Annotated in this window: 10 protein-coding genes; 7 read left to right on the top strand and 3 right to left on the bottom strand. The window is 48.8% G+C overall.

Annotated features, from left to right (window positions below; genetic code table 11):
• A complete protein-coding gene (locus tag ACPXV9_RS14530; RefSeq protein ID WP_423898511.1) occupies positions 1-2,934 on the bottom strand; it encodes a TonB-dependent receptor domain-containing protein in 2,934 nt (977 codons plus the stop codon).
• Between the two features lie 482 nt (positions 2,935-3,416).
• On the bottom strand, positions 3,417-4,802 hold the full coding sequence (locus ACPXV9_RS14525; protein ID WP_423898508.1) for an aspartate aminotransferase family protein: 1,386 nt from the start codon (positions 4,800-4,802) through the stop codon (positions 3,417-3,419).
• Between the two features lie 323 nt (positions 4,803-5,125).
• Here ACPXV9_RS14525 and ACPXV9_RS14520 point away from each other — a divergent pair, with 323 nt between their 5' ends.
• From ACPXV9_RS14520 to argB, 6 genes are read left to right on the top strand one after another with little or no spacing between them, the layout of a single operon-like run.
• Positions 5,126-6,133 (top strand): arginine N-succinyltransferase, encoded by a 1,008-nt coding sequence (locus ACPXV9_RS14520; protein ID WP_423898505.1) that lies wholly within the window; start codon positions 5,126-5,128, stop codon positions 6,131-6,133.
• 33 nt (positions 6,134-6,166) lie between these two features.
• A complete protein-coding gene (astB, locus tag ACPXV9_RS14515) occupies positions 6,167-7,507 on the top strand; it encodes an N-succinylarginine dihydrolase (RefSeq protein ID WP_423898503.1) in 1,341 nt (446 codons plus the stop codon).
• Between the two features lie 38 nt (positions 7,508-7,545).
• On the top strand, positions 7,546-8,955 hold the full coding sequence (locus ACPXV9_RS14510) for an aspartate ammonia-lyase (protein WP_423898653.1): 1,410 nt from the start codon (positions 7,546-7,548) through the stop codon (positions 8,953-8,955).
• Positions 8,952-10,019 (top strand): succinylglutamate desuccinylase, encoded by a 1,068-nt coding sequence (astE, locus tag ACPXV9_RS14505; RefSeq protein WP_423898501.1) that lies wholly within the window; start codon positions 8,952-8,954, stop codon positions 10,017-10,019. Before ACPXV9_RS14510 ends, astE begins: the two co-directional genes overlap by 4 nt.
• A gap of 23 nt (positions 10,020-10,042) precedes the next feature.
• On the top strand, positions 10,043-11,101 hold the full coding sequence (argC, locus tag ACPXV9_RS14500) for an N-acetyl-gamma-glutamyl-phosphate reductase (RefSeq protein WP_423898499.1): 1,059 nt from the start codon (positions 10,043-10,045) through the stop codon (positions 11,099-11,101).
• A 58-nt stretch (positions 11,102-11,159) separates the two neighbouring features.
• The gene (argB, locus tag ACPXV9_RS14495) at positions 11,160-11,984 is read left to right on the top strand and encodes an acetylglutamate kinase (protein WP_423898497.1); all 825 of its coding nucleotides are present in this window, start codon (positions 11,160-11,162) and stop codon (positions 11,982-11,984) included.
• Here argB and ACPXV9_RS14490 read toward each other — a convergent pair.
• Positions 11,981-13,012 (bottom strand): AraC family transcriptional regulator ligand-binding domain-containing protein, encoded by a 1,032-nt coding sequence (locus ACPXV9_RS14490; protein ID WP_423898495.1) that lies wholly within the window; start codon positions 13,010-13,012, stop codon positions 11,981-11,983. The two genes, argB and ACPXV9_RS14490, sit on opposite strands and share 4 nt — an antisense overlap.
• Before the next feature lie 134 nt (positions 13,013-13,146).
• Here ACPXV9_RS14490 and ACPXV9_RS14485 point away from each other — a divergent pair, with 134 nt between their 5' ends.
• The gene (locus ACPXV9_RS14485; protein WP_423898492.1) at positions 13,147-14,040 is read left to right on the top strand and encodes an enoyl-CoA hydratase/isomerase family protein; all 894 of its coding nucleotides are present in this window, start codon (positions 13,147-13,149) and stop codon (positions 14,038-14,040) included.
• Positions 14,041-14,078 lie beyond the last annotated feature (38 nt).

Here is a 14,078-nt window from a genome sequence, read left to right as displayed (position 1 = left end):
TTAAAAACTGTGAACGTAGTTCAGAGTGTAATAGCGACCCATGGAGTCGTAATTAGCGGAATCAAACGGAATGTCATCATCACTCAGGGACAACGGTGGCTCTTCATCGAACAGGTTTTTAACACTGAACGAGATGTAGCTGTTGTTGTAGAAATCATAGGAGATATTCAAATCCCAGATGGTTTCTGAATCAACCTTCAGGCTGGTTGTGTCGTAACCTTCAGCATTCAAATCAGCGATATAACCGGAATCATCAACCCGATCGATGTCTTCGTCATAACCGGATTTGTACTTGCCACGCAGTTCGGTACTGAAGTTTTCATAACGCCAGCGGACACTCGCCGTAGCCACCAATCTCGGATAAGAGAACTCACCAGCCAGTGTTTCCACTTCATTAAAATCTGATGTTTTCACATCATAACTTTGCAGGTAGGTACCCTCTAAACGAAAGCGGAAGGAACCCGCGGTATCCGTATCCAGCCACTGGGTTGCCATAAAATCAAAGCCTCTGACTTTAATATGTCCCAGATTGGTCAACTGATAATGGGCATCAGAAATACCATCGGCGTCTACTTCAACACCTGCAACACCAGGAGTCAGATAATAATCACCGGTCGCAGGATCCACAGAAGTGACTGAATCAAAGGCCGCATCACCCGCTGTCGCCAGAACCGCACCGGTATTAGGATCGATCAACTCTCCGGTATCGATATCGATTACAGGATGCAGACCCGCCAGCACATCGCGATAGAAAGCATCGTTATCAATATCAACTACGTCTTCCTGGAAAATGTGAAAATAATCCATCTGGATTTCAGTATTTTCAAACGGCTTGAAGATAAAACCAACCGACCAGGTTTCCGCCTCTTCCGGTTGCAGATTCGGATTACCAACATCTTCGGTCAGATTCAGGCGTGGATCATTGGTGCGACACAGTTCAGTTCCGGTCAGATCCGCTTCATCACAATTAATGGAACCATCAGACAGAATCGTGCCCAAACCACTTTGTGACAAAGAAGGTGCACGGAATGAAGTTGACCAGGAACCACGCAGGATCAACTCTTCCGCTGGCTGATAGCGCAAGCCAACTTTGGGATTGAAGGTATCACCAAAGTCATCAAAGTGGTCGTAGCGCCCCTGTAACTGAACCTCAAACTCATCGGTTACTGGAATAAACAGTTCGGCATAGGCGGCATAGGAATCACGCTGATAATCTACGTCAGTCGATGAAAAGCCACGTACCGGGTCAGGATTACTTGGTGTTGAAGTGGCAATCGCCGAAGGCTCATCCACAACTTTTTCTTCACGGTATTCTACTCCGAAGGCAGCCATCAGGTCGCCGGCAGGTAATTCAAACAGGGCGCCTGAAGTTTTGGCATCCCAGCTGAATTGCTCAGATTTGGCGGTACGCTCTGCTGAAGTAGATGCGCTGGCAATCAGAGGATCATCCAGTGGGTCACCGTCCCAGATGTTTGGCCACCAGGTGGTCTTGCCAATGCCTTCACAGGTATCGCCATTAAAGCTGGCATCACGTCTGGAGATATCGATATCCCAGCGGTCAACCAGACTGCCATCAGTACAGTAGTTACCGGCCATGGCGTTATAGAGTGTTTCGGTAACAAAATAGCCCGAAACACCTTTCTGGGTGTTTTCATTCTCACTGAAGCTGACAGCGGTTTCCCAAGACCAGCCGTTGTCGAATTCACCTTCAAGCCCGGTCAGTAAACGTGCAGATTCAGACTCCACTTCTACCTGACGCGGCTCGGAAAAACGGCCCCAGATATAGACTGGAAAGCCATAGAAATCTGGGAAGACTGTACCGGCATTGCCATTGGCAATAGCCTCATTGATCATATCGGTTTGCAGATCCAATGGAATATTGGGGTTTTCCGGATCGATGGGGTTACGACTGAAAGAAGACGGTGTATTGGTACCCTGAGATTTGTTTTTTGAATACATTACCTCGGTAAACCAAGACATGGTATCGCTCAGTTCAACCTCAAACAGACCGCCAAGACTCAGAGCCTCACGCTCATCGTAGGTGGTAGTAAACGCATTACCGTTATAGCTACAGACATCACCAAAGTCACCGGCAATAACATTGTTACAGCCATTCGCGTCATCCTGAACCTGATCATCAAACATCAAAAACAAATCATTGTGCGCCGGATAAGTACCGGAGTTACTCAAATCGGGAAGCAAGGGATTTTCGGTCAAGGAACGGTCTTTATCCATCAACGCATTGCGATCATAAACATCGGCAAACAGTGTGGCGCGAACGCTATCACCAAACTTGCCACCCCAGATCACATTGATGCTGGACTTACTGTCATCGGAATCTTCCGCAGAGTTACCGTAACTGATAGAAACTTCGGTACCTTCAAAGTCATCGCGCAGCACATAGTTGATAACACCACCTACCGCATCCGCACCATAAGCCGCAGACGAACCGGTTGGAATAATCTCAACCCGCTCAATGGCTGACAGTGGAATGGAATTAACATCGATAAAGGAACCTTTGGCGCCATTGGCAAAAGCATTGCTGGCAATGCGACGACCATTAATCAGTGTCAGTGTCGACGAGGCCCCCAACCCACGCAGGGCAATAGCGGCTGAACCTGTTGGCGTATTGTCCGATCCGGGACCACCGGTGATTGCAGAGAATGAGGCATTACCCCCTTCCGTCTGACTCAATTGTGACAGCAAATCTGACACCGTAGCGGCACCGGATGAGGCGATATCATCACGGTTCAAAGTAACGGCTTGTAAAGCGCCCTCCAAATCCAGCCCTTTAATGTGGGTGCCGGTTACAATAACTTCTTCAACAGGCAGTTGCGGGGCAGGCTCATTGGCACTGGCCACAACTGGACTCATACAAGCGGCAACAATAACTGATTTAACAGCCATCGAAAGCGGATGCTTCAGTGTTTTCATGGTTTTGTTCTCCTCAAAGGATTTTTTTTATAGACGGCATCAACGAGTCGACGCCTTAGATCGATTGAGATAAGGAACCGAAGCTTCCATCAGCGAAACAACAGACGTAACTATCCCGCTAACGGGAGACACAGGTGCAATAAAGCATAGAACAGGCTTACACCTGTGGCAGTGAATCTGGGAATGAAGGGATAAAACTGGCAGTCAGACACAGTTCACCAATCCGGCATCCTCACCGGACTGGAAACTTATTCGTCGAACCACTCACTCAGGAGATAATTGACGGAGCAATGTTGTGGCGCGTTGTAATACATGTTTTTCGGTATCTTATGTATTGATTTTGCTACACAGCCGCAGCGAAAAGGTTGCGGTTTATGCTTCCCCATTCAAAACAAAAGCGAAAGTTTTGCTTGAATCGGTCACAATAATGTAACCAAGGTTAAGTAATGTCAACTGTCGTTTTTATCATTCTCGCCTGTTTTTCACATATTGAGTGTGTTCACCGCATCGCTTAAAGCCTCGACCAACTGGTCAATTTCAGAGCGTGAAATCGTCAGCGGCGGTGATATGGCGATGGTACCGACGCTGGGTAAGGGCCGCACAATAACCCCCTTATCGCGACAATAATTGGTTACCTGCAATGGCCATTTCCAGGTAATGTCCGGTAGCTGCCCTGTCGCGCGATCCTGGACCAACTGCACACCGGCCAGTAAGCCCCGGCCGCGAATTTCGCCAACGTGGGCGTGATCGCCCAGGGTTTCTGTCAAACGGCGATGCATATAGGCGCCGTTATCGCGAGCCTGATCAACCAACTTTTCATTTTCCATAATCTGCAAGTTAACCAAAGCTACCGCGCAACCAATTGGATGCCCGCTGTAAGTATAACCGTGAGAGAAAGCACCCAGTTTGGCCGACCCCTCCTTCAAAACTGACCAGATCTGATCACTGATAAGGGCTGCGGACATAGGGAAATAACCACTGGTGAGCCCTTTGGCGGTACTCATCATATCGGGTTCAAAACCCAACTGCTCAGAGCCAAACCAACTGCCGGTTCTACCGAAACCACAAACGACCTCATCGGCCACAAGTAAAATATCATGGCTCGACAAAAGCGCTTTCAATTTGGGGTAATAATCCTGTGGCGGTTCGATAATACCTCCGGCTGCGTGGATGGGTTCTGCGAAGAATGCTGCGATATTGTCCGCCCCTTCACTCTCAATCAAATCTGCAACTTCCTGAATCAAGCGGTCACAGAATTCGGATTCAGTTTCGCCAGCTAGGCCACGGGTATAATAATGCGGACATTCAACTCGCAACACGAAGTCGAGAGGTAAAGGGAATTCCCTATGAAAGCCTCCCAACCCAGTCAAACTGGCGGTACTGATTGAGGTCCCGTGATAAGCCTGCTGCCGGGCAATCACTTTTGTCTTGCTGTGATGACCGCGCAATGCATGGTAATGCCAGGCAATTTTAACCAAGGTATCGTTGGCATCACTACCGCCATTACCAAAGAACACCTTACCCAGATTGTCGGGCGCATATTTTAATAATTTGTCAGCCAGTTGTACTTGCCACGGATTCGAGGCGTTAGCAAACGTGTGGTAATAGCCCAATTGTTTTGCCGTTTGTTGCATCACCTCTGCCAATTCAGCCCGCCCGTACCCCACATTGACACACCAGAGTCCACCTACTGCGTCGAGTAACCGATTGCCATTGGCATCAATAATATAACTACCTTTGGCATCGACGATCATTTGTGGACCATTTTCCAATAAGGCAGTGATTGACGAAGCAGGATGTAAAATCACTTCTGCGTCTCTCTGAATTAAAGACTCTATATCGGTGTCAAAACTGTTGTGGGGTTGCATGATTGTGTCTCCTGAAAGTTGCTTCGGGCAACTCGCTGTAGAAATGCCCTGCCGTTTCATTGGCATTGTAGTCATGCACCACAAAATGAAATCCTGAATGTAGCATCACTAACCGCAGATTGTTTTCCACATTGTTCAGCGAGCTACTCGGAAGATCATTTAAAAATCAACATCTTTAGTAGGCCAACGCAGCCGACGAATAATATTCGCCAAATACACTCAACTTCAAAATCAACTCCGGAATTAAAACGGGCAAACTTTCTCTCAACTTTGGTTAGCCGAATTACAACACGGCAAGATTCATATTGAGAGGGAGCAGAAAAATGCTTGTGATCAGACCTGTAGCGAAAAAGGATCTGGAAGATTTATTGGTTTTGTCGAGAAAAGCCGGCGATGGGATGACTTCGCTTCCAGATTGCCCTGAATCCATGAGCAAAAAAATTGAACTGTCCATGAATAGCTTTAATGGCGAAATTCTGGATGGATCGGATTATTTCCTGCTGGTTATGGAAGACACCACCATCGAAAAAGTCGTTGGTGCCGCTGGTGTTTACGCCAAAACAGGTAATCGTCAGGCTTTTTATGCCTATCGTTTGATGAGTTTGACCCACTACTCTCACTCCATCAGTAAGGAAGTGCGCAGCGAACTGCTGCACCTCACCAACGATTACACTGACTGCTCTGAAGTAGGGACTTTTTTCCTAGACCCTGATTATCGAGGTAATGGCCACTGGCTTGGCAAATCACGCTACCTGCTAATGGGTCAATTTAAGGAGCGTTTTGCTCCCTACGTCATTGCCGAATTGCGCGGCTGGGTCGATAAAAATGGTAAAAGCCCATTCTGGGAGGCCATAGGCCGACAGTTTTTTGAAATGGATTTTGACCAGGCCGATCACTTATGCGGTATCGGTTCCAATCAGTTTATTACCGAGCTGATGCCCAAACACCCAATTTATACCTCACTGCTGCCTGAGTCTGCCAGACAAGCTATGGGCAAACCCAATCAAGCCGGTGTTCGCGCGTTTGATCTATTGATTGATGAAGGTTTTGAGTACGAAAAAGTCATCGATATTTTTGACGGTGGGCCTCTGCTCAAGGGACGCGTAGATCAACTACGCAGTGTCCGACGAATAGATCAGGGTCTGGCCCAAATTGCCACTGACAAAATTGCCTCAAGAGCAACACTGGTTGCCACCAGCCAATTAAAAAATTTCCGGGTGGTGCATACACCTATAGCCCGAAACGGGAATGGCGACATCAAGTTGTCTTCACAGGCTCTGGAAGCACTGAACTGTAACGTCGGATCATTGCTCAGGTTCACCCAACATTAATTTATCGGCAACTGCCAATTTCAGGACATCATCATGCAAGCGTTTGAAGTCAATTTTGACGGTTTAATCGGCCCCAACCACAATTACAGCGGTTTAGCCTTTGGTAATCTCGCCTCTTTCCGCAACGCCAAAAACGTATCGAAGCCCAAGCAAGCAGCGCTGCAGGGGCTTGAAAAAATGCGTACCTTACTCAATCTGGGCTATAAACAAGGCTTTATCCTGCCACAGGAACGACCGGACATCGGTTTGCTGAGACGCTTGGGTTTCACTGGCAGCGACCGCGATGTCATCACCAGCGCTGCAAATAAAAGCCCGGAGTTATTGCCCATGATTTACTCGGCGTCGAGCATGTGGGCGGCTAATGCTGCTACTGTCACGCCATCCATGGACAGTTCTGATGGCCGCTGCCACTTTACGCCGGCCAATTTGATAACCACCAATCACAGAGCTATTGAACATCATGGCACCCAGAAAACCCTGAGCCTCATCTTCAATGATGAGCGCTTTTTCAAAGTCCATAATGCTCTACCCTCATTAATGAAATTTGCCGACGAAGGTGCGGCGAATCACACCCGATTAACCCCTGATTACAACCGACCGGGTGTGGGGCTGTTTGTTTATGGCCGTGATGACTTATCACCTAACACTGAACTTAAATTTCCAGCCAGACAAACATTACAGTCCTGTGTCGCTTTAGCACGGCAACACGAACTTGATGATACAAGCACCATTTTTTTGCAACAAAGTTCCGAAGCCATCAATGCCGGTGCTTTTCATAATGATGTGGTGGCGGTAGGCAATGGACCGGTCCTTTTCTATCACGAAGCAGCCTTCGAAGAATCTTCCAGAAATAATGCATTTGCAAAATTGAATCAGGTGCTGGCGTTTCAACCAATATGCGTCACAAACGACAAAGTCAGTCTGAAGGACGCCATCAGCAGTTATCTGTTTAACAGCCAGTTGCTGGCAAATAAGGATGGCGACATGACAAACATGCGCCTGATTGCACCAACAGAATGCCGTGACAATCCTGCGGTAAACCATTTCTTACAAGCTTTGGTGAATGATGTCAGTCAACCCATACGCCATGTTGAATTCGTCGATGTGCGTCAAAGCATGAGCAATGGCGGTGGTCCGGCCTGTCTGAGATTACGTGTCACTTTGACGGAACAGGAATTGGATGCCGTACACCCCGCCTTCATTCTAAATCATGCCGCAATTGATCGATTACACAGCTGGGTCTCCAAACATTACCGCGATGAACTCAGTCCGGACGATCTGAAAGATCCTGATTTTATGGAGGAATGTCGGACCGCACTGGACGATCTCACCGGAATATTGGGAATCGGCAACTTTTACGATTTTCAACGTTGATCCATTCATCATTCTATTCATCGCTAGCCGAAATGGATATAAACGTAATGACAAGCTTTCGTACAGAAAAAGACTCTCTGGGCTCAAAAAAAATACCGGCATCCATGTATTACGGTATTCAGACCCAACGTGCCATAGAAAATTTTTCGATCACAGACATACCGCTGAGCATCGACCCCGAAATGGTCATTTCACTGGCCATGGTGAAAAAAGCCTGTGCTCTGACCAATCGCGATTTGAATTGTTTAAGTGAAGCCAAAGCCGAAGCAATCGGCCAGGCCTGTGATGAAATTATTGCCGGCAAACACCATGAACATTTCGCCGTTGATGTTATTCAGGGCGGCGCAGGCACTTCAGCGAATATGAACGCCAACGAGGTAATTGCCAACCGGGCACTTGAAATCATGGGGCATAAAAAAGGTGAATATGTTTATTTGCACCCCAACAATGACGTCAATTGCTCGCAGTCAACCAACGACGTATACCCTACGGCATTGAGACTGGCGTTATTCCAAAAAGCCAAGGTTTTGATCGCTGCCATAAACCAATTAAAACAGTCATTCAGTCGTAAATCAGACGAATTCAAAGACATCTACAAGATCGGCCGCACACAGCTTCAGGATGCCGTCCCCATGACGTTGGGAATGGAGTTTGGCGCCTTTGCAACAGCGATTGCTGAAGATGCACATCAACTGGATCATACCGCCAATTTGCTTCTGGATATCAATCTGGGCGCAACCGCCATTGGTACCGGAATCAATACGCCAGCGGGTTATTGCAACAGAGCAATCCATCACTTATCAGAAGTCTCTCAACTGCCCGTGCGCCTGGCTGAAAATCTGGTTGAAGCCACTTGGGACACGGGAGATTTTGTGCAGTTATCTGGAACACTGAAGCGCTTTGCCACCAAGATTTCCAAGATCTGCAATGACCTGAGACTGTTATCTTCTGGCCCGCTGTGTGGTTTGGGTGAGATTAATCTTCCCAAGATGCAGCCCGGCTCTTCCATTATGCCGGGCAAAGTCAATCCGGTGATTCCCGAGGTCATGAACCAGATTGCTTACGATGTGATTGGTAAAGACGTGACAGTTGCCATGGCCTCCGAGAGTGGTCAACTGCAACTGAATGCATTCGAACCGGTCATAGCCAACTGCCTGTTTCTGTCTCTGGCCATGCTGACACGCGGCTCCGATATCTTGCGCAACCGCTGTATTGATGGCATCACAGCCAACCCCAAAAAGTGCAATGAACTGCTGCAATCCTCGGTAGGCATTGTTACGGCTCTGAATCCGATTCTCGGTTATGAAACCACTTCCGCTCTGGCGCAACAAGCCATAACCGAAGGACGTTCCATCAAAAGCCTGTTGATGGAGCAAAACATATTACCCGCAGACATCATTGATGACCTGTTGCAAAAAACCATCACCGCACAAACGGCTAACCCATGAACAACACAGATAGGCGTATTACAGCGCAAGCACTGAATCAGCAACTGTTGGAGCAGGGTTTTTTGGCCATTACCCGCGAGCATCCCGGCGGAATCAGTTTGCAAAACCGAATCCAGCTCGATAATTGCAGTCTGCAATTAATAGACACCGGAATCTTGTTGGTTGAACCACATCCACACCAATCTACAGGTATGCGGGATATCGTTATCTCGTCGGGTATACACGGTAACGAAACCGCTCCGATTGAAATCGTCGACCGTATTGCAGCGAAAATTATTGCCGGTGCTATTACTGTCAGAAATCGTACCTTGTTGATCATCGGCAACCCGGTGGCAATGAACCTTGGCAAGCGTTTTGATGAAGAGAATATGAATCGATTATTTAATGGCAAGCATCGAGGTAAAACCCATCATGAGGCCCTGCGTGCGAAGAAACTGGAAAAATGCGTTGCCAGTTTTTATGCCAAGCGTCAGGCCGAACGAATTCACTATGATTTGCATACGGCGATCCGTGGTTCGTTACATCCCAAATTTGCCATTTACCCCTACCCGGATGGCCGCTACTGGAATAAAAATCAGATCGCGTTTATGGCCGACAGCGGGATTGACGCCATTTTATTGAGCCATCAGCCCTCCTCAACATTCAGTTATTTCTCCAGTGCAAAATTAACTGCACAGGCATTCACGGTTGAACTGGGGAAAGTCAGGCCATTTGGTGAAAACAAGTGCGAAGATTTCGCAGCCATGGAAAACAATCTGATCCGATTGATCAGTAACCAAGCTGTACCAGCATTGGATCAGCCGGCAGATAAACAACAGAGCCTGTTGAATAAAGTCAGCATCTTTGAAGTCACCCGAGAGCTGATCAAACAATCGGAAAGTTTCAGGTTAAACATCTCAAAACAAGAAAAGAATTTCACTCCTTATCCGAAAGGTTTCCAAATTACCGAAGATCACCCGCAAGGCCACATCATAGAAAATGATGGCGATGCCATCGTATTCCCCAATGACAACATTCCTGTTGGCCAACGCGCCGGGCTGATTGTATCCAGAACAACCATCTAACCGTTATTCACAACGAGGCATTTATGAACAAGACCAAAGTATCAATTATTGGCGGAGCCGGATACGGTGCCGCAGAAATTCTTCGGCATTTGATGATTCGCGATGATGTCGAGATTCTCAGAATTTCCAGTAAGGATTATGTCGGTCAGCCGGTGAGTCAGGTACATAGAGCACTGACCGGTTTTGATGACTTGATTCTTGAGGATATATCGCCAAAAGAATGCGCCCATGGTGCTGATATAGTTTTCCTTGCCATGCCACACATCATCACGGCGCGGGTGGCCATGGAATTGTTCGATCAAAATGTTCGGATTATCGATTTATCCGGTGACTTCAGACTCAACAACCTCGAAGACTACATTCGTGACTACGCACCAGAACACCCCTGCCCCGAACGTCTGGGCACTTTTACCTATGGTATGCCGGAGCTCAATGAAGCACAGATCCGCAATGCCCGACATGTAGCCAGCCCCGGTTGTTTCGCCACAGGTATTGCCATGGGCTTACTGCCGCTGGCGGATGCCGGTTTGTTGCAGTCGGTCAATGTCCGCAACGTCTCCATGACAGGATCATCCGGCTCTGGGGTTAAACCCCAGCCAGGCACCCACCATGCCATTCGTGTCAACAATCTGAAAACCTATAAAACCCTGAACCATCAGCACCGAGCGGAAATTATTCAAACCCTGACTCAGGCTGGCGGTGGCAATATTGCTCTGGATTTTGTCCCGGTATCGGCTCCTCTCGTGCGAGGCATTCTGGCCGTCTCTCAATTAGACCTGCCTGAGGGACACTCGGCCGAGAGCATTCAACGGATTTACCAAAACTACTTCGCCGACCACAAGCTGGTGCGCGTAATGCCAATTGGCGCCTCTCCAGAAGTGGTTGCGGTGGCCGGCTCAGCCCGTGTGGAAATCGGTATCGCGGTGCGGGAAGACGAAGCTACTGGAACCAAAACCCTCTGCTGCACCTCCGCCATCGACAACCTGATCAAAGGAGGCGCAGGACAAGCGATTCAGAGTTTTAATCTGATGACCGGCAAACCCATGCATCATGGTCTTGATCAACCGGGCATGTGGCCCTGATTGGCAAGCTACAGGGATACTGTTATGAAGCATAGCAATACCGATTCACCCTCGCCTCTTGCGGTTATTAAAGTCGGGGGGGGATATCCTGCAGAACCCATCTGAACTGGAGGGACTGGGAGAAAACATCAAATCACTTTTAAATACCGGCTGGCAGGTAATCGTTCTCCATGGTGGGGGGCCACAGACCAATCTGTTGCAACAGCAAATCGGCATAACACCTAATAAAATTGGTGGGCGTCGCATTACCGGCAAACAGGATCTGAGGGTGGTCAAACAGGCCATTGCCGGAGAAGTGAATGTCCGATTGACCAGTGCACTGTTGGCATCCGGGGTGCCTGCCTTTGGTTGCCATGGCGCATCGGGTCGCTTGATACAGGCGACTAAACGGCCTCCCAGAATCGTTTCAGGTTCAGGATCGGACCCCATCGATTTCGGCGAAGTGGGTGATGTTACCGGGATCAATCAAAACCTGTTACAAGGCATACTGGATTTGGCTGTTGTTCCGGTAATCGCTACCCTAGGAGTGGCCGAAGATGGTCGCATTTTCAATATTAATGCCGACACCACGGTTACCCAGATAGCCAGCAAAATGAAAGCCCGGTTGCTACTCCTGACCACACAGATTGGCGGCGTGTTTGAAGACATTAACAATCCACAATCACGCATAGGTGAGATCACACCAGACTCTGCCAAACAATTGATTGAGGCCGGGGTGATTCAGGGGGGAATGATTCCCAAAGTTGAAGAAGCGGTTGCTCTGTTGGATCAGGGCGTGGCGTCGATCGCCATTATTTCCCCGCAGGACTCAAACGCTTTTCTCAGTGTGGCCAATCAGGAAGGAGTGTGTGGCACAGTGATTCGAAAACAGGAACAACACTAACTCAGGAGCTCTCGATATTGTAACGGTTGCAACCCAGTCCACTTTTTAAACGCTTTGCGAAAGGCGCTTGCCTCGGAATACCGCAATTGATTCGCGACCATTTCAACGCTAGTGGATGGGTCCTCCAGCAAGACGAGAGCCCAATCCCGTTTGATTTGATCACGTATTTCCAAAAAACTGCTGCCCTCAGCCTTCAACTTTCGCCACAGCTGATGCGGATTGATGCCGAGCGACTGAGCCACTTCATCCACCTCGAGCCACTCATCGTGCTTACTGCTGAGAAGCAATCGGCGAACTTCCTGTGACAGCGGATATTTGCGCCGACTGATCAAAAACAGGTTACGGGTCGACTTGAGCATTTCCCGTATTTGGTCTCTGGTACAGGACAGCTTTGCTTTGCTGTAACGGCGCTTGAACACAATCAGATTTCGCTCCGCACCATAGGCAATACCTCGGCCAAACAGGTAAGTAAGGTTTTTGTCCGTGGTGTTTTCAGTAAACGTAAACTTTACCAGCTCAGGCTCTACATCTTCCCCCAGCAACCAGCCAAACAATCGAATGGTCATTAGCATCAGGCTGGTAATGATAAAGCGGTAATCGATCGGATAGGTTTCCTGTAGGTCTATCTGGATAGTCAAAGCCGATTCTGTATCGGTCAGAGTCCAACGAAATTCGTCGATGAAGAGCCCATAGAAGTCATTACACTGGGCAATCAACTCCTCTACCGTTCGACAACCCGGTAACGAATAGCAAAATACCCGGAAGGCATCGGCGGGTATGGGACGTGATAAAAAGCCCAAAAAAGCGTCATCGGTGGCATCTCTCAAGGCACGCAGGACATGAGAATATTTTTCAACCGAAACCCGCATACCGGACGTTTTCAGTAGCGCTTCGGTGAGGCCCTGCTCAGAAAGAATGGTGGTTATATCAATGCCCCGATACCTCGGCGCCTGAATCACATCATCCAGAAAGCCCACGGGTATGGTGGGTAATAATAATTTATCCGCAAAGGGTTGTACCTGTTTCATCTCTTTCGATCACAGCCAAAAATCTTCATAAATGTAATCTAGGGACACCCTTAAAACAAGTTTATAACCTTCTTAAGGGGTTGCGGCTCTCCTATCCTGAGCCCACTGCAATCCAATAAACCTCAGGAGAGACCATGGACTATCAACACATCATCTATGAACAGAAAGGGCCGGTAACCGTTATTACGTTCAATCGCCCGGAAGTTAAAAACTGCATTGGCACCCGCACCCATCGTGAATTGATCGATGCTTTCAATCGATTCCGTACCGATGACGCAGCCAAGGTGGCGGTCATCACCGGGGCCGGTGATTCGGCTTTTTGCGCTGGAGGCGACTTAAAGAGTAATTTCAACGCCACTGAACCTTCAGACCACCCAGATCCCGATCAAGCTGTTTTATGCCCGAACCAACCCGCTGATATTGCCCGCCATGACCGAGGTGAGGCTCCGGGCATCCTGGGCCCTTCACGGTGGACCGACATCTACAAACCCATCATCGCAGCCGTTAACGGCATAGCCTACGCCGGCGGTTTTGAATGGGCCTGCTACGCCGATATGCGTGTGGTTGAAGAGCACGCCAGTTTTGGCATCACCTGCCGCCGCTGGAATATTGGTCTGGCCGATGGCGGCTCCCAACGCCTGCCGCGTATCGTTGGGATGGGTCGAGCTCTGGAGCTGATTATTACCGGCAAGGTCATCGATGCCGAAGAAGCCTATCGCATTGGCCTGGCCAACGAAGTGGTGCCCCAGGGGTCCTCTCTGAAGCGGGCCATTGAACTGGCTGAATTTATCTCCAGCCTGCCCCAACCGGCCATTCGAGCAGACAAGGAAGCGACCATACGCGGTTTTGGTCAGGATTTACGCGAAGGCTTACGCATCGAAGCGGAGTGCTTTAACCGCCTGTTCAGCAACCCGGATTCCAGGGCTGAACTGCATGAAGGCCTGAGACGATTCAACGAGCGGGATCACCCCGATCGCGTCAAAGGTGGCGCCAAAACCCCCGGGATTGTTCGGGCAGAAATGGAATAACGCCCTACTAAATTCAATCTAATGACCCGCCCCTGGTT

The sequence above is a fragment of the Candidatus Pelagadaptatus aseana genome (assembly GCF_040362265.1).
Classification (GTDB): Bacteria; Pseudomonadota; Gammaproteobacteria; order Pseudomonadales; family Cellvibrionaceae; genus Pelagadaptatus; species Pelagadaptatus aseana.
This window is presented reverse-complemented; position numbering and strand designations above follow the sequence as displayed.

Bases quoted from the DNA above. Each gene is read 5' to 3' on its own strand.
- ACPXV9_RS14485 (WP_423898492.1), top strand. From the start codon at position 13,147: ATGGACTATCAACACATCATCTATGAACAGAAAGGGCCGGTAACCGTT.
- ACPXV9_RS14490 (WP_423898495.1), bottom strand. From the start codon at position 13,012: ATGAAACAGGTACAACCCTTTGCGGATAAATTATTATTACCCACCATA.
- ACPXV9_RS14520 (WP_423898505.1), top strand. From the start codon at position 5,126: ATGCTTGTGATCAGACCTGTAGCGAAAAAGGATCTGGAAGATTTATTG.
- ACPXV9_RS14525 (WP_423898508.1), bottom strand. From the start codon at position 4,802: ATGCAACCCCACAACAGTTTTGACACCGATATAGAGTCTTTAATTCAG.
- astE (WP_423898501.1), top strand. From the start codon at position 8,952: ATGAACAACACAGATAGGCGTATTACAGCGCAAGCACTGAATCAGCAA.
- argC (WP_423898499.1), top strand. From the start codon at position 10,043: ATGAACAAGACCAAAGTATCAATTATTGGCGGAGCCGGATACGGTGCC.
- ACPXV9_RS14530 (WP_423898511.1), bottom strand. From the start codon at position 2,934: ATGAAAACACTGAAGCATCCGCTTTCGATGGCTGTTAAATCAGTTATT.
- astB (WP_423898503.1), top strand. From the start codon at position 6,167: ATGCAAGCGTTTGAAGTCAATTTTGACGGTTTAATCGGCCCCAACCAC.